The 15,969-nt window shown below is 66.6% G+C and carries 17 protein-coding genes; 11 read left to right on the plus strand and 6 right to left on the minus strand.

Annotated features, from left to right (window positions below):
• Nucleotides 1-47 precede the first annotated feature (47 nt).
• Entirely contained in the window at nt 48-533 is a 486-nt protein-coding gene (locus ABE483_RS11620; RefSeq protein WP_259261564.1) for a DUF456 domain-containing protein, read from the minus strand.
• Between the two features lie 231 nt (nt 534-764).
• Between ABE483_RS11620 and ABE483_RS11625 the strand changes: the two genes are divergently transcribed.
• Complete coding sequence (locus ABE483_RS11625; RefSeq protein ID WP_019185917.1) at nt 765-968, plus strand: cold-shock protein; 204 nt, start codon at nt 765-767, stop codon at nt 966-968.
• Between the two features lie 84 nt (nt 969-1,052).
• Here ABE483_RS11625 and ABE483_RS11630 read toward each other — a convergent pair whose 3' ends face one another.
• Together ABE483_RS11630 and ABE483_RS11635 are read right to left on the minus strand one after the other, a co-directional pair.
• Nucleotides 1,053-1,538 carry a glycine zipper 2TM domain-containing protein gene (locus ABE483_RS11630; RefSeq protein ID WP_019185918.1) on the minus strand — a complete coding sequence of 162 codons (486 nt, stop codon included), beginning with the start codon at nt 1,536-1,538 and terminating at the stop codon, nt 1,053-1,055.
• A 118-nt stretch (nt 1,539-1,656) separates the two neighbouring features.
• Entirely contained in the window at nt 1,657-2,097 is a 441-nt protein-coding gene (locus ABE483_RS11635; protein WP_346481735.1) for a hypothetical protein, read from the minus strand.
• Nucleotides 2,098-2,191: 94 nt separating this feature from the next.
• Here ABE483_RS11635 and ABE483_RS11640 point away from each other — a divergent pair, with 94 nt between their 5' ends.
• Entirely contained in the window at nt 2,192-3,001 is an 810-nt protein-coding gene (locus ABE483_RS11640) for a tRNA threonylcarbamoyladenosine dehydratase (RefSeq protein ID WP_313210297.1), read from the plus strand.
• 28 nt (nt 3,002-3,029) lie between these two features.
• Here the strand turns inward: ABE483_RS11640 and ABE483_RS11645 are convergent, their stop codons facing one another.
• Entirely contained in the window at nt 3,030-3,902 is an 873-nt protein-coding gene (locus ABE483_RS11645; RefSeq protein WP_346481736.1) for a LysR family transcriptional regulator, read from the minus strand.
• Between the two features lie 98 nt (nt 3,903-4,000).
• Here ABE483_RS11645 and ABE483_RS11650 point away from each other — a divergent pair, with 98 nt between their 5' ends.
• On the plus strand, nt 4,001-5,404 hold the full coding sequence (locus tag ABE483_RS11650) for an MFS transporter (protein WP_346466675.1): 1,404 nt from the start codon (nt 4,001-4,003) through the stop codon (nt 5,402-5,404).
• Here ABE483_RS11650 and ABE483_RS11655 read toward each other — a convergent pair.
• Together ABE483_RS11655 and ABE483_RS11660 are read right to left on the minus strand one after the other, a co-directional pair.
• Nucleotides 5,378-6,151 (minus strand): TatD family hydrolase, encoded by a 774-nt coding sequence (locus tag ABE483_RS11655; RefSeq protein ID WP_313218828.1) that lies wholly within the window; start codon nt 6,149-6,151, stop codon nt 5,378-5,380. The two genes, ABE483_RS11650 and ABE483_RS11655, sit on opposite strands and share 27 nt — an antisense overlap.
• Nucleotides 6,148-6,372 carry a DUF6116 family protein gene (locus ABE483_RS11660; RefSeq protein WP_152152652.1) on the minus strand — a complete coding sequence of 75 codons (225 nt, stop codon included), beginning with the start codon at nt 6,370-6,372 and terminating at the stop codon, nt 6,148-6,150. The genes ABE483_RS11655 and ABE483_RS11660 overlap by 4 nt, the downstream gene beginning before the upstream one ends.
• 159 nt (nt 6,373-6,531) lie before the next feature.
• Between ABE483_RS11660 and ABE483_RS11665 the strand changes: the two genes are divergently transcribed.
• The 8 genes from ABE483_RS11665 (at nt 6,532) to ABE483_RS11700 (ending at nt 15,839) form a co-directional block, all read left to right on the plus strand.
• Nucleotides 6,532-7,362, plus strand: coding sequence for a glycine zipper 2TM domain-containing protein (locus ABE483_RS11665; RefSeq protein ID WP_346466676.1), 831 nt, complete (start codon nt 6,532-6,534; stop codon nt 7,360-7,362).
• 131 nt (nt 7,363-7,493) lie between these two features.
• On the plus strand, nt 7,494-8,045 hold the full coding sequence (locus tag ABE483_RS11670) for a GNAT family N-acetyltransferase (protein ID WP_313210286.1): 552 nt from the start codon (nt 7,494-7,496) through the stop codon (nt 8,043-8,045).
• Between the two features lie 91 nt (nt 8,046-8,136).
• Nucleotides 8,137-8,796 (plus strand): glutathione S-transferase family protein, encoded by a 660-nt coding sequence (locus tag ABE483_RS11675; protein WP_313210284.1) that lies wholly within the window; start codon nt 8,137-8,139, stop codon nt 8,794-8,796.
• A gap of 46 nt (nt 8,797-8,842) precedes the next feature.
• Nucleotides 8,843-11,122, plus strand: a complete 2,280-nt coding sequence (locus ABE483_RS11680) for a thiamine pyrophosphate-dependent enzyme (RefSeq protein WP_346466677.1) — start codon at nt 8,843-8,845, stop codon at nt 11,120-11,122.
• Between the two features lie 3 nt (nt 11,123-11,125).
• Nucleotides 11,126-13,069, plus strand: a complete 1,944-nt coding sequence (gene asnB, locus ABE483_RS11685) for an asparagine synthase (glutamine-hydrolyzing) (RefSeq protein WP_346481737.1) — start codon at nt 11,126-11,128, stop codon at nt 13,067-13,069.
• A 162-nt stretch (nt 13,070-13,231) separates the two neighbouring features.
• Nucleotides 13,232-13,792 (plus strand): NADPH-dependent FMN reductase, encoded by a 561-nt coding sequence (locus tag ABE483_RS11690; RefSeq protein WP_346481738.1) that lies wholly within the window; start codon nt 13,232-13,234, stop codon nt 13,790-13,792.
• A 214-nt stretch (nt 13,793-14,006) separates the two neighbouring features.
• Nucleotides 14,007-15,431: a replicative DNA helicase gene (locus ABE483_RS11695; RefSeq protein WP_121037974.1), complete on the plus strand. Its 1,425-nt coding sequence runs from the start codon at nt 14,007-14,009 to the stop codon at nt 15,429-15,431.
• Between the two features lie 192 nt (nt 15,432-15,623).
• On the plus strand, nt 15,624-15,839 hold the full coding sequence (locus tag ABE483_RS11700; RefSeq protein ID WP_102787997.1) for a hypothetical protein: 216 nt from the start codon (nt 15,624-15,626) through the stop codon (nt 15,837-15,839).
• The last annotated feature ends 130 nt before the right edge of the window (nt 15,840-15,969 follow it).

The following is a 15,969-nucleotide window of genomic DNA, read 5'->3' on the forward strand; positions in this document are numbered from 1 at the left end:
CGGTCAATGGTGTGGTCAGGGCGTGAAGCCCCGGTCTGGCGGTGACCTCAGAAGAACCAGGCGAACGCGAACAGGCCCAGCATCGCGATCACCAGCGCCAGCTTGAGCGCGAACCCCAGCAGGATGCCAAGCCAGGTCGCCAGGCCCACCTTGGTGGAGCGGCCCAGCTCGCGGGTGTGCCAGTACTCGCCCAGCAGTGCGCCGGCGAGCGGGCCCACGAACAGGCCGATCGGCATGAAGAACACCCCGACGATGCTGCCCAAGAAGGTTCCCCACAGGGCCTTGCGGCTGGCACCTACCCGCTGTGCGCCGACCACCGTGGCCAGGATGTCCACGGCGAAAGACAGCAGGGTCAACAGGCCCAGGACCGTCAGCGGCAGCCAGCCCACATGGACGAAATCGTCGGCCCATGCCGCCAGCACCAGCCCGGCGAACACCAGCGGGATGCCGGGCAGGGCGGGAAGAATCACGCCGGCAATGCCGACGAGCACCAGAACGACGGCTAGCAGGTACAAGATGAATGAATGGTCCATGCTGTCCAGTATGGTTCCTGAAATGGGGTTGACATCCGAAGGTTTTGGCCAGTTGCTTTTTCGTTTTGCTCGGGTTAAGTTGCAGACGCTGAGCTTGGCAAGGTCACCGTGGATCGTGGCCTGATGATGGTAGATCTTCCAGATCCGCTGCATCGTTGCACCCCGCTTCCCCTTGCTGTCAGCCGCCTGTACGGGTGTATCCAACAACAAGACAGTTAGGGAGTAGCTGAGATGGCTGAGAAGGGCACCGTCAAGTGGTTCAACGACGCGAAGGGTTTCGGGTTCATCAGCCGTGAGAGCGGCGAAGATGTGTTCGTGCACTTCCGTGCGATCGAATCCCAGGGCTTCAAGAGCCTGAAGGAAGGTCAAGCGGTCGAGTTCGAAGTGGTCACTGGCCAGAAGGGCCTGCAGGCCGACAAGGTCAAGCCGCTCTGAGCGCAGACCGGGTCCTGCCTGGTTGAAACACGAAAAGGGCCCGCTTGCGCGGGCCCTTTTTTGTCTACGTGTGCGTTGCGCCGATCAGCGCAGGATCACCTTGCCGTTGACCACGCGGACGTAGGTGTTCTCGCGGATGCCACCCAGATCGCGCTGGTTGACGACCACGGTACGGCCGTCATCCATGCGCACGGTGATGTCGAAGGTATCGCTGGTCACGTTCTTCTGGATCTGGTTGCCGGCCAGCGCACCACCCACCGCGCCTGCGGCGGCGGCGATGTTCTTGTTGCCGCGGCTGCCGCCGGTGTGGTCGGAGATCTCATGGCCGGCGACCGCGCCGACGATGCCACCCAGCACCGCGCCGGTCGCGCTCGGCGCGCTGCGGCCCGAAGCGACCTGGTTGATGCGGGTCACGATGCCGCAGTCGGCACACCGGTTGGTGTTGTAGTTGCCGCCGGAATTGCCGTACCCGTTGTTGTAGCCACTGCTGCCGTAACCCGGCGAGGTGGTGGCACAGCCAGCCAGGGCGACGGTGGCAACGGCAGCGGCGGCAATCAGTTGAATCTTCATGGTGTATCTCCTGGCCAGAGGGGTGGTCGAATGCGTCTGGTGCGCATGGAGCAGATCGTGTCCTGTGCTGCGTGAACAGCGTGCCAATCCCGGGCCGCCAGCGTGGCTGGAAGATGAATCAGCGGAAATCCTGGTGGCAGGCCTTGCAGTCCGCCTGGATCTTCTCCACCAGCGTGGCCATGCCCGGGCAGTCGGTCGGCGGTGCGGCCAAGGCCTCATTGAGGGTGGCGCGCAGGGCGCTGGCGTGCTGCTGGAAGCCTTGGCTGTCCTTCAGGCCGGGAAAGGCCAGGTCCAGATCATTGGAGAGCGAGCGCAGCGTCTGCAGCCGCGGCACGGTGTCGGCCAGGCTGCAGCGGTTCTGCGCCTGCGCGGCCTGCAGCAGCTGCACCTGGCGGTTCATCACGTGCATCAGCGAATCGGGGAAGGGATCCTGGCGGGCCTGGATGGCGCGCGAGACCATCACCGTGGCGATCAGGCCGATCACCAGGCCAAGCAGGCCGACGAACAGGTAGCGGTACGCGGCGGACGGGCGGCGCTGCGGGGTCACGGGGTCGTTCATGGTGAGGGCTTCGGTGAGGGTGGCTGCGGCGATGGTACGACGCGTCCTGTCCACGGCGCGTCCCGGCCGGGCCTGGGCGCATTAAAATAGGCGCATGAACGACGTACTGCGCGAACGATTTGCCGGCATCGACCGGTTGTATGGAGTAGGCACCGTGGATCTGCTCGCCAGCCGCCGGGTGGCGGTGGTGGGCATGGGCGGCGTCGGCTCGTGGGTGGTCGAGGCGCTGGCGCGCACGGCGGTCGGGCACCTGACCCTGATCGATGCCGATGACATCTGCGTGTCCAACACCAACCGCCAGCTGCCGGCGCTGGCCGGCCAGTACGGCCGCAACAAGGCCGAGGCGATGGCCGAGCGCTGCCGCGCGATCAACCCGGACATCAGCGTCGATGCGGTTGCCTCGTTCCTGACCGTGTCCAACATGGTCGAGCTGCTGGACCGCGATTTCGATCTGGTGATCGATGCCTGCGACAGCTTCCGGGTCAAGGTCGAGACCATCGCCTGGTGCCGCCGCCGCAAGCTGCCGATTCTCACCGTGGGGGCGGCCGGTGGCCGTACTGATCCCACCCTGGTGCGGATCCGCGATGTCTCGCGCACCGAACACGACGCAATGATGGCGCTGATCCGCAAGAAGCTGCGCAGCGATTTCAACTTCCCCAAGAACGCCTCGCGTTACTTCGGCGTGCCGGCGGTGTACTCGCTGGAAAACGTGAAGTACCCGCAGGCCGATGGTAGCGTGTGCGGCATCCGCCCGAACCTCGGCGCCGACGCGGCGCTGAAGCTGGACTGCGGCGCCGGGCTGGGCGCGGCCACGCATATCACCGGCGCGTTCGCGTTCGCGGCGGTCGGGAAGGCGCTGGAGATGTTGATGAAGAAGCCGGCCACGGTGGTCACGGCCGACTGAGCCGCTATCGGCACGGCAGTGGACCGGCTCACGCGTTCAACGCAAGGCCGGGCCGGTCCGCGACGACGGTCGCCACAAAGTCCATGACCGTGCGTACCGAGGGTGACCGCCGGAGGTCACGGTGCACCACCAGCCAGATGTCACGTGAGAACGGCGCTCCGTCATGCGCCAGCTGAATCAGTCCTGGCGCGGCATCACCCAGAAAGCGCGGCAACCCGGCCACGCCCGCTCCGGCCAGAGCAGCTGCCCGATGACTGCTGATGTCGCTCAGTTCGCACGACACGGCACGGCTTCCTGCGATCTGCAGCAGCCACTTCTGCTGGGGCATGTCAGCAAACTGCGTGTCATAGGCAATGAAGGCCCACTCTTCGGGCCGACGGGTGGCGACGTAATCGTGGCTGGCATAGAGCGCGAACGACATTCGTCCGATTCTGCGCACAACGTTGCTGGCTTCCTTGGGACGGACGAGCCGCAGAGCCACATCCGCCTCGCGGCGGGCGAGTGATACCTGCTGGGCTTGGGCCGACACGGAAAGTTGAATGCCGGGCTGCTCTGCCCGGAAGTCGGCAACCCGTTCCGCCAGCAGGTGCGCCACCAGCACTGGCGGTGCACTAAGGGTCACCCTGGCATTGATAGCCTCCTGGCTGGCCCGGCTCGCGCGGGCGACAGCAAATGCTGAGGTGTCCATGGCCTTGGCGTGCTGGTAAATCTGGACGCCCATCGCGGTAAGGCGGATGGAGCGTGGCAAGCGCTCGACCAGCGCAACCTGCAGTTCGACCTCCAGGGCCGCAACACGACGGCTGACGGTTGCATGGTCGACATGCAGCGCCCGAGCCGCGCCTGACAAGGTGCCGTCGCGCGCAACCGCCAAGAAATGACGGAGATTCTCCCAGTCGAACATCGGTGCGTTTTCGCAGGTCTGGAGTGTGATTTCGGGGAATTTTCGAGGGTGCCAACCAAGCCTAGCATGGACGGTCTCTTATGCTTGTGGGACCCCAAATGGCAGCTTTTTCTGCTTCCGCGCGCGGTACGCTCTGGGCCGCCGCGTTCGGCTTCGTCGTGGTGCTGCTGGACATCAGTGTGGTCAACGTTGCACTGGATGCCCTGCAGCGTGAATTTTCAACTGATGTGGCCGGCCTGCAGTGGGTGGTCAACGCCTACACCTTGGCATTCGCCGCACTGCTGCTGACAAGCGGGGCGCTGGGCGACCGCTTCGGCGCGCGCCGGCTCTATCTCTCGGGCCTGGCGGTGTTCACTCTGGCGTCGGCTGCCTGCGGGCTTGCGGGCAGTCTGCCTGTGATGGTGGGAGCCAGACTGATCCAGGGCATGGGCGCGGCGCTGCTGGTACCCAACTCGCTGGTCATGGTGCAGCGGGCATTTCCGGACAGCCAGGCGCGTAGTCGTGCCGTCGGGTGGTGGGGCGCTCTCGGGGGAGCGGCGCTGGCTGCCGGTCCCGTGCTGGGCGGAGTGCTGGTAGCGCATGCAGGCTGGCGCAGCGTGTTTCTGATCAATCTTCCGGTTGGTTTGATCGGGATCTGCCTGACGCTTCGGCATGCGGCGCCGTCCGGCGGCGGGCATCGGCGTGGCCTCGATTGGAGTGGGCAGGTGGCTGCCATGGTTGCGCTGGCAGCGACGACCATGACCCTGATCGAGGCAGGTCAGCTGGGTTGGGCGCATGGCGTGGTGCGCGGAGGGGCCCTGTTGGCGCTCGTGTCCCTCACCGCCTTCCTCTGGATTGAAGCTCACAGCACCTCACCCATGCTGCCATTGAATCTGTTTCGAAATCACACGTTCTCCATCGTCTCGCTGGCAGGCGTCGCGGTGAATTTCGCCTATTACGGTCTGATTTTCGTGTTCAGTCTGTTTTTTCAGATGCAGCAGCATCTGTCCCCGCAACAGACCGGGCTGGCCTTTCTGCCGATGACCCTCGTTCTGGTCGCACTCAATGTGGTGGCGGGGCGCCTGATTACGCGGCTCGGTCCCAGGTTGCTGATGTTCATGGGTCTTGCGCTGGCAGGATCGGGTTACCTGTTGTTGATGCGGGTGAGCATCGGGGGCCATTACGCGCTGTTGATCGTACCGATGCTGATGGCGGCAAGCGGGGTCGCCTTGGTGGTGCCGACCATGACCAACGCGACGCTTGCATCGGTCGACCGGTCGCGGGCAGGCATCGCCTCCAGCGTACTCAACTGTGCGCGACAGGTCGGCGGCATGCTGGGTGTCGCCCTGTTTGGCAGCCTGATCGGCGATGGCGCGCCGGATGCGTTCATGCATGGCATGCACATCTCGATCGGCATGTCGGCGGGAGCGTTATTGCTGGCGAGCGTCCTGTGCTGGTCTGGCATGCGGCCGGGGCCACTCCACCCGTTGCGCGCTTCAGGAGAAGCCGTGAAGCCCGAATAGGGTGCGCGCATTGGCCGTGGTCTGCGCGGCAATCACTTCGGCCCGCTCCCCGCGCAGCCGCGCCACCGTCGCCAGGATCACCGGCAAGCGTGCCGGTTCATTACGCTCTCCGCGGATCCCCGCATCCGGCTGATCCGGCGCGTCGGTTTCCAGGAGCAGCTGCTCCAGCGGCATGCTGGCGACCAGACGGTGCAGGCGCTGGGCGCGGTCATAGGTCAACGGGCCGCCCAGTCCGATCAGGAAGCCCAGCTGGTGCAGTTGCCGTGCCTGCTCGGGGCTGCCGGAGAAGCTGTGCACTACGCCGCGCAGCCCGCCGATCTGCTTGATCGCCGCGATCACCGCATCTACCGCGCGGCGCGCATGTACGATCACCGGCAGGTCGAACTCGCGTGCCAGCCGCAGCTGGCCCAGGAAGTAGTGCAGCTGAGCGTCCACGTCCAGACCCTCCACGAAGAAGTCCAGCCCGCATTCCCCAACCGCGCAGGGGCGCTCGCGTTCGAGCCACGCACGCAGCGCCTCCAGGTGTTCGGGGCGGTGCTGGTCCAGAAACATCGGGTGCAGCCCGTAGGCCGGGTGCAGACCATCGGCCAGCCGGCAGGCATCGCGCAGGCCGGGCCAACTGGCGGCAGTGACGGCGGGAACGACCTGGGCCATGACGCCGGCCGCGCGCGCGCGCGCGATCACCTCAGGGCGATCCGCATCGAACTCACCCGCATCCAGATGGCAGTGGCTGTCGATCAACCTCACGCGCGGCGCTTGGCCGGCAGCGGCGGCGGAAGCTTGTCGCCGCGTCGCTTCCAGTTGGCCAGCAGCAGCGTGCCCAGGCCGAACAGGATTTCATCCACGAACGGCAGCGGGTCGGGAATCACCAGCGTCACCGCGAACAGCGCGGCGGTGATCTTGAACAGGGTGGGGTAGCGCAGCCGACGCGCCCATTCCAGCACCGGCAACAGTATGGGATTGGACATGAGGCACTCCTGGGCAGATGCTGTAAACGCTATCACGAGCTCAAGGCTCACCGAACCTGAATGGGCGGCAGGATGTTCACGATCCGTGGAGATTCCGTTCAGGGTGGCCGTGCTGGAATTCACTCAAGAACGTTGCGGATCGTCCGCAAGGAGCCGGTTATGAAAAGTACAACTACTACTGCGTTGGTCGCTGCGGGTGCGCTGCTGGTTGGCGGTATCGCCACCGCTGCCTTCATGAAGGGCGGCAGTTCCTCGCCCGATGCGGTGACCGCTGCTCAGACCCGGCCCACTCTGGACACCACGCCGCTCGCCGACGATGGCGCGCGCACCGACCAGCTGGCCATTGAAGACAAGGCGGGCAAGCTGGAATACGCCGACATCGTCAAGGTCGATCCGTTGACCAAGAAGGAAAAGGCGTACGCCACCGTGATCGGCACCGAGCCGGTGCGGGAGACGTCCAGCACCCAGACCCCGCATGAAGTCTGCCAGGACGTGGTGGTGCAGGAACGCCTGCCCGAACGCGACGGCAACGTTGGCGGTACCGTCGCTGGTGCCGTGATCGGCGGCCTGCTGGGTAACCAGGTCGGTGGTGGCAATGGCCGCAAGGCCGCCACGGCCGCTGGTGCTGTCGCTGGCGGCATGATCGGCAACCAGGTGGACAAGCGCCATGTGGGTGGCCGCGTGGTCAACCGCACCGAGCGCCAGTGCCACACCGAAACCGCCACCTCCGAGTCGACCCGCGTGACCGGCTACAACATCACCTACCGCAATGAAGACGGCACCACCGGCACCATGCGCATGGCCAGCAAGCCGGGCAACCGCATCCCGATGGGCACCACCAATGCGGTCACCGGTTACAACGTGACCTACCGTTACGACGGCGCCGAGAAGACCGTGAAGATGGACAACAAGCCGAGCAGCGATCGCCTGCCGGTGATCGATGGCCAGCTGGTGACCCAGACCGCCGCACTGGATGCGAACAGGCAGTAAGTTCCTGCAGCTCGAAAGCACCACCAGCACGCCGGCCACTGCCGGCGTGCTGCGTTTTGGGGTGCGCCGCACGGCCTGCCGATCACGGCATCTGCGATCATGCCGGCACGCATGCAACACACGAGGACGCCATGAGCATTTTCGACCTCCAGCTGGAGACCGACCGTCTGATCCTGCGCCCACCGCGCGCCGAGGATTTCGATGCCTTCCTGCGCTTCTGCTCGGACCCGGAGGTGATGCAGCACCTCGGTGGTGTGCAGGCCCCGTCGCAGGCCTGGCGCAGTTTCAGCTGCCTGGTCGGCAGCTGGCATCTGTACGGGTTTTCGATGTTTTCGGTGATCGAAAAGAGCAGCGGTGAGTGGGTCGGGCGCATGGGCCCCTGGCAGCCGCTGGACTGGCCGGGCACCGAGGTCGGCTGGAGCATCCGCCGCGAGAGCTGGGGCAAGGGCTATGCGCCCGAAGCGGCGGTGGCCAGCATGGACTGGGCGTTCGACACGCTGGGCTGGGACGAGGTCATCCACACCATCGATGCCGCCAACGAAAACTCCAAGGTCGTCGCGCGCAAGCTGGGCAGTTCGCTGTTGCGCATGGGCGAGCTGCCGCCGCCGCACGCTGGCAAGCCGATAGAGATCTGGGGCCAGTCGCGGCAGCAGTGGCAGCAGCGCCGCGCCGGCCAACGGTGATGCTGCACCCGCGCTTGGCAAAGGCGATCGGGTGAGGCCAGACTCGGCATCGCGGGCGAGCCGCCCGCGGTGCATGCGCAAGAGGGTAGCGATGACGTCGTTGCGGGCTCCATTGACGGTGTACGGCATGTCCGTATCGGGCAACTGCCACAAGGTGCGGATGCTGCTGGAGCAGCTGGGCACGCGCTACCACTGGGTCGAGGTCGACAGTGCGCACGGCCAGACCCATACGCCGGATTTCCTGGCGATGAACCCCAATGCCAAGGTGCCGCTGGTGCAGCGCGATGACGGGCGTGTGCTGCCCGAATCCAACGCGATCCTGTTCTGGCTGGCCGAGGGCACACCGTATCTGCCCACGGATGGCTGGGAGCGCGCACAGACGCTGCGCTGGATGTTCTTCGAACAGTACAGCCACGAACCATGCCTGGCGGTCGCGCGCTTCATCAGCGGCTGGACGCCGCTGGAGTCACCGCGCCGTGCCGAGCTGCCGCGCCTGCGTGAGCGCTCGGCCCAGGCGCTGGCGGTGATGGAGGAGCATCTGGGCACGGCGCCGTGGTTCAGTGGCCGCGCCTACGGCATCGCCGACATCGCACTGTTCGCGTACACCGATGTCGCGGCGGATGGCGGCGTCGCGCTGGCACCGTATCCGGCCGTCCAGGCCTGGCTGCAGCGCGTGCGCGAGCAGCCGCGCTTTGTCCCCATGCCCACACCGCTGCCGGAGGTGCAGGCCCTGTTCGCGCAGTCCCGCTGAGTTCGTCCGGTTATCCGCCTACGCAACACGTCACGGAGGGTGATGCATGTTTGCCGTGGTTCCCGATCCGATTCCCGCGCGCATGAAGGGCCTCAACCGGGCCGAGATATGCGACGCCAACTTCATCGATTTCGTGCAGCAGTGGCGTGGCGATCCTGCGCCGAGGTCAGCCCCCGGCAGCCCCATCCTGCCTGGCAGTTCGCTGGACGCGCAGGGCTTTGCCGACCTCTTCGAGTCGCAGCTGATCAGCCGCCATCTGGACCTGATGGCGCGCGTGCTGCGCGTGCAGAACAAGGTCTTCTATACGATCGGTTCGTCTGGCCACGAGGGCAATGCGCTGGTGGCGCGCCTGTCCCGGCACACCGATCCGGCGTTCCTGCACTACCGTTCCGGCGGTTTCATGGCCGAGCGCTTCCGCAAGCTGCCCGGCATGGACCCGGTGATGGACGCGGCGCTCTCGTTCGCAGCCAGTCGGGACGATCCGGCCAGCGGCGGGCGCCACAAAGTGTGGGGCAGCAAGCCGCTGTGGGTATTGCCGCAGACCTCGACGATCGCCTCGCACCTGCCCAAGGCCCTGGGCACCGCGCTGGCCATCGAAAGCGGGCGACGCATCGGTCACACGCTGCCGATTCCCGAGGACAGCGTGGTGATCTGCTCCTTCGGCGATGCCTCGGCCAACCACGCCACCGCGCAGACCGCGTTCAACACGGCGGCGTGGGCGGCCTACCAGCGGCTGCCAGCGCCGATCCTGTTCGTCTGCGAAGACAACGGCATCGGCATCTCGGTCAAGACCCCGGACGGCTGGATCGCGCAGAGTTTCGCGCACCGCCCGGGCCTGGATTACTTCTTCGCTGATGGGCTGGATCTGGTCGAGGGGCATGCGCAGGTCGAGCGCGCGCTGGCGCATTGCCGGCAGACCCGCCGCCCGACCTTCCTGCACCTGCGCACCACGCGTTTGATGGGCCATGCCGGCACCGATTTCGAGATCGAATGGCGGCCGTTGCCGGAGCTGTGCGCGGCCGAGGCCAGCGATCCGCTGCTGCGCTCGGCGGCGATCGCCCTGCAGTCTGGGTGGATGACCGCCGCGCAGGTGCTCGATCTGTACGAGCGCGTGCGCGCGCGCTGTTTCGCCGCGGCCGCCGAGGCGGATCGCCGCCCGAAACTGACCGATCTCGCGGAAGTGATCGCACCATTGGCGCCGTACTCGCCGGCGGCGGTCCATGCCGAAGCCACGCGGGTGGCTGCCGATGACGCGCGTGCCGCCGCGTTTGGAGGTGAGGCGCAGCTGCCCGAGACACAGCCGCCGCGCCATCTGGCGATCCAGATCAACCAGGCGCTGCACGATCTGATGGCCAAGTACCCGGCCACGCTGCTGTTCGGCGAGGACGTCGCGCAGAAAGGCGGGGTGTACACAGTCAGCAAGGGTCTGCTCAAGGCCTTCGGGCCGCGCCGTGTGTTCAATACCCTGCTCGATGAAACCATGATCCTGGGCATGGCACAGGGCCTGGCCAACCTGGGCATGCTGCCGATCCCCGAGATCCAGTACCTGGCGTATCTGCACAACGCGGCTGACCAGCTGCGTGGCGAGGCGTGCTCACTGCAGTTCTTCTCCAACGATCAGTACCGCAATCCGATGCTGGTGCGCATTGCCGGGCTGGGCTACCAGAAGGGCTTCGGCGGGCATTTCCACAACGACAACTCGATCGCCGCGCTGCGCGACATCCCCGGCCTGGTGGTCGGCTGTCCCTCGCGCGGCGACGATGCGGCGATGATGCTGCGTACCTTGGCCGCGCTGGCGACCGTCGACGGCCGGGTCGCGGTGTTTCTCGAGCCGATCGCGCTGTACATGACCAAGGACCTGCACGCGCCGGGCGATGGCCAATGGCTGTTCCCGTATCCGGCCGCCGACCAGGCACTGGTACCCGGCGAGGGCCGGGTCTACGCGCCGGAGGCCAGTGACCTGGTCATCTTCACCTACGGCAATGGCGTGCCGATGAGCCTGCGGGCGGCACGGGCGATCGAGCAGCAGCTGGGCTGGCAGGTGCGGGTGGTCGATCTGCGCTGGCTGGTGCCGCTCAATGCCGGTTTCATCGCTGGCCAGGCTGCCGATGCCCAGCGGGTGCTGGTGGTCGATGAGGGGCGGCACAGCGCGGGGGTGGGGGAGGGCGTGATCACAGCGCTGGTCGAGGCCGGGTTGGGGCACCTGCCGATCCGGCGGGTATGCGGGGCCGATACCTACACGCCGCTGGCGGGGGCAGCATTGTGCGTGCTTCCAAGCGACAATGCGGTATTGAACGCCGCCCTCGCGCTGGCGCAGGACCATTGATACATGTGTGGATTGGCAGGCATGTTGCTGCCCGCTCCGGCAAGGGAGCAGGCAGCACTGGAAGAACAGGCGCGGCGCATGGGCGACGCATTGGTGCACCGCGGCCCGGATGACAGCGGGGTGTGGGCCGATGCCTCGGCCGGCATCGCGCTGGCGCATCGCCGGCTGAGCATCCTGGACCTGTCGCCGCTGGGGCATCAGCCGATGACCTCGGCCGATGGCCGCTACGTGCTGGCCTACAACGGCGAGGTCTACAACTTCGCCGAGCTGCGCGCCGAGCTGGAGGTCCTGGGGCATGGGTTCCGCGGCCACTCGGATACCGAAGTACTGCTCGCCGCGATCACCGAATGGGGCTTCGACGAGACCCTGCAGCGCAGCAACGGCATGTTCGCCATCGCGCTGTGGGACCGCGCGGAGCGCTGCCTGTGGCTGGCCCGCGACCGGGTCGGCAAGAAACCGCTGTACTACGGCTGGGCCGGTGAAACACTGGTGTTCGGCTCCGAGCTCAAGGCCCTGTGGCAGCACCCGGGCTTCGACAACGAGGTCGACCGCGATGCGCTGACCCTGTTGCTGCGGCTGGACTACATCCCGGCGCCGCACTGCATCCACGAACGTTGTTTCAAGCTGATGCCGGGTCGCGTGCTGCGGCTGGATGCCGAGGCGGTGGCCGCCGGCGCTGCCGCGCATCGCCCGGACCAGTTGCAGCAGCCGTTCTGGAACGCGCGCGAGCGCATGCAGCAGGCCCTGGCCGCGCCGTTCACCGGTAACGATGCCGAGGCCGAAGAACGTCTGGATGCCGTGCTGCGCGACGCGGTGGCGCTGCGCATGGTGGCCGATGTGCCGGTCGGCGTCTTCCTTTCCGGCGGCACCGATTCTTCGGTGGTGGCCGCCTTGATGCAGGCGCAGTCGAGCCAGCCGGTGCACAGTTTCAGCATCGGCTTCACCGGCTCGGACCATGACGAGGCGCCGCTGGCCAAGTCGCTGGCCCAGCACCTGGGCTGCGATCACACCGAGCTGTATGTCAGCGGTGCCGATGCGTTGGCCGTCGTGCCCAGTCTGCCGGCAATGTTCGATGAGCCCTTCGCCGATGCCTCGCAGGTACCCACCGCGCTGGTCGCCAAGCTGGCGCGACAGGGCGTGACCGTGGCGCTGTCCGGCGACGGTGGCGATGAACTGTTCTTCGGCTACACCCGTTACCAGCGTGCGATGCGCAACTGGCGCCTGCTGGGCAAGGTGCCTGCGCCGCTGCGGCGCTGGATGGCCCGCCATGCGCACACGCAGGGCGAGGCCTCGCGCACCGGCGGGCTGGCGGCGCTGCTGGCCGAGTCCGGCGCGCGTGGGATTGGGGATGTCTACCGCAACCGCATTTCGCGTTGGCGTGATCCAGTGGCCGCCGTGCGTGGCGCGCAGGCGGCCGGCAGCTTCTACGACCTGGCCGATCCGCTGCATGGCGCCGGCTCGCCGGCGGACGCGATGATGCTGGCCGATTTCAGCACCTATCTGCCGGATGATCTGCTGTGCAAGGTGGACCGCACCAGCATGGCAGTCAGCCTGGAGGCGCGTGCACCGCTGCTGGACTGGCGGGTGGCCGAGTTCGCCTGGTCGCTGCCGATGGCGATGAAACAGCGCGATGGCGTCAGCAAGTACCTGCTCAAGCGCGTGCTGGGCCGCTATGTGCCGCAGAATATGGTGCACCGCCCCAAACGCGGCTTCGGGGCCCCGGTCAGCGCGTGGCTCAAGGGCGACCTGCGTGGCTGGGCCGATGAACTGCTGGATCCGGCGCGGCTGGCCGAGGAGGGGGTGTTCAACGTCGAGGCGGTCGCCCCGCTGTGGCAGCAGTTCAAGCAGGGCGAGCGCAAATGGCACACGCATCTGTGGAACGTGCTGATGTTCCAGGCCTGGCAGGCGCATTGGCGCAACGCACGCGCCGACGTGACGCGCGCGTAGTGCCGCGCGTGCGGGTGCGGACGTAAGGCAGCCACCCATGGGGTGGCTCTACCGTATGTGGTGTCGGCCGTAGCGCCACGCCATGCGTGGCTGACGCCGCCTTCACCGTTGCCGAAGGTGGGCCCGCCTAGGCTGGGCCTTTCCCCCAACGGAGCGAACGTGATGGCCGAATACAAGATTGCCGTACTGGTCGGCAGCCTGCGCAAGGGCTCGCACAACCAGGCGTTGGCTCACGCGCTGGAGAAACTCGCCGCCGGCAAGGCGGTGTTCTCCTACGTGGAGATCGGTGACCTGCCGTTGTACAACCAGGATTTCGACAAGGATTACCCCAGCCAGGGCGTCCGCCTGAAGCAGCAGATCCGGGAGGCCGATGCGGTGCTGTTCGTCACCCCCGAATACAACCGCTCGGTCCCGGGCGTGCTCAAGAACGCCATCGACCTGGGCTCGCGCCCGTATGGCGACAGCGCCTTCGCCGGCAAGCCCGCGGCGGTGATCGGCGCCTCGATCGGGGTGATCGGCACGGCGCTGGCCCAGCAGCACCTGCGCAACATCCTGGCCTACCTGGACATGCCGGTGCTGGGCCAGCCCGAGGCCTTCCTGCACTTCAAGGAAGGGCTGATCGACGCGCACGGCACGATCAGCAATGAGGGCACCACGGACTTCCTGCAGGGCTTCGTGGACAAATTCATCGCCTGGGTCGGCACCCACGGCGGCACGCACTGATCCACCGCGGGCGGGTCATGCATCTGCGATAATGGCGTGGACGGGCGCCGCAAGGGCGTCCGTCGCACGCGATGCGACGGCCCCGGCTGATCGTACCGGCAGGCGCCGGTATCCCCAGCTCATCCACTGCTTATCCACAGGTTTGTGCATGGCTGCGGGGCGCCCCGCGTGCCTACCATGTCTTACGCCTCACACTGCAGGAAATACGCCCCCCATGTCCGCCCGTTCTGGCTTCCGTTCCGACCGCAAAGACCGCGGTGACCGCTTTGATCGCGATGAGATGCGCATCGACGCCCTGCGCGTGCCGCCGCATTCGATCGAGGCCGAACAGGCGGTGCTGGGCGGGCTGATGCTGGCCCCGGAAAGCTATGACCGGGTCAACGACCAGCTGACCGAAACCGACTTCTACCGCCGCGATCACCAGATGATCTACCGCGCGATCCGCGAGCTGTCCGAACGCGATCGCCCGTTCGATGCGGTGACCCTGGGCGAGTGGTTTGAATCGCAGGGCAAGATGGAGCTGGTGGGGGATGGCGCGTACCTGATCGAGCTGGCCAGCACCACGCCGTCGGCCGCCAACATCAGTGCCTACGCGGAGATCGTGCGTGACAAGGCCGTGCTGCGCCAGCTGATCCAGGTCGGCACCGACATCGTCAACGACGGCTTCCAGCCCGAAGGCCGCGAAAGCAGCGAGCTGCTCTCGGCAGCGGAAAAATCCGTGTTCGCGATCGCCGAACAGGGCGCGCGTGGCCGTACTGATTTCGTGGCGATGCCCGGTGCGTTGAAAGACGCCTTCGAAGAGCTGCGCAACCGCTTCGAGAATGGCGGCAACATCACCGGCCTGCCGACCGGTTATACCGATTTCGATGCGATGACCGCCGGCCTGCAGCCGACCGATCTGATCATCCTCGCCGCGCGCCCGGCCATGGGCAAGACCACGCTGGCGCTGAACATCGCCGAGTACGCCGCGATCAAGTCCAAGAAGGGCGTGGCGGTGTTCTCGATGGAAATGTCGGCCTCGCAGCTGGCGATGCGTCTGATTTCCTCCAACGGCCGCATCAACGCCCAGCGCCTGCGTACCGGTCAGCTGGAAGATGAGGATTGGAGCCGGGTGACCGGTGCGATCCGGATGCTGAAGGAAACCAAGATCTTCATCGACGATACGCCCGGTGTGTCGCCGGAGATCCTGCGTTCCAAGTGCCGCCGCCTCAAGCGCGAGCACGACCTGGGCCTGATCGTCATCGACTACCTGCAGCTGATGAGCGTGCCGGGCAACAGCGAAAACCGCGCGACCGAAATCTCGGAAATCTCGCGTTCGTTGAAGGGCCTGGCCAAGGAGCTCAACGTGCCGGTGATCGCACTGTCCCAGCTCAATCGCTCGCTGGAAACGCGTACCGACAAGCGCCCGGTGATGGCCGATCTTCGCGAATCCGGCGCTATCGAGCAGGATGCGGACATGATCGTCTTCATCTACCGCGACGACTACTACAACAAGGAAACGTCGCCGGACAAGGGCTTGGCCGAGATCATCATCGGCAAGCATCGAGGCGGCCCGACCGGCTCGTGCAAGCTCAAGTTCTTCGGTGAGTACACCCGCTTCGACAACCTGTCGCACGACTCGGTGGGTTCGTTCGAGTAACGCCGAAGGCGTTACGGTAGTGCCGGCCGCTGGCCGGCTCCCGTGGAACCGTCATCGTGCAGAGCCGGCCAGCCGCCGGCACGACCGTTTCATCGGCAAATGCCGGGCTTCGTCGCAAACCCGTTGCAGTGCGCCCGGGCAGGGCGCGATGGTGGTCTCCGGGCGGCAGGGTGCCGTCAACGGAGACCAACGATGAAGACCCTGTTCGCGCTGGGCGTGTGGTGCCTGCTGTTCGTGCTGTGCTGGCCGCTGGCGCTCCTGGCCCTGGTGGCGTGGCCGTTGGTGTGGCTGGTCAGCCTGCCGTTCCGCCTGGTCGGCATCACGTTCTCGGCGCTGTTTGCCTTCCTGCGTGCGCTGTTGATGCTTCCGGCGCGGCTGCTGGGTGGCGGGCGCGTCGCAACGGCCTGAACAAGAATGGGATCGGGTAGTGGGGGGGGGCGGGGGGGGGGGGGGGTGGTGGGGGGGGGGGGGGGGGGGGGGGGGGGAGGGGGGGGGGGGGGGGGGGGGGGGGGGGGGGGGCGGGGGGGGGGGGGGGGGG

The organism is Stenotrophomonas sp. TWI602, from assembly GCF_039674045.1.
GTDB lineage: Bacteria > Pseudomonadota > Gammaproteobacteria > Xanthomonadales > Xanthomonadaceae > Stenotrophomonas.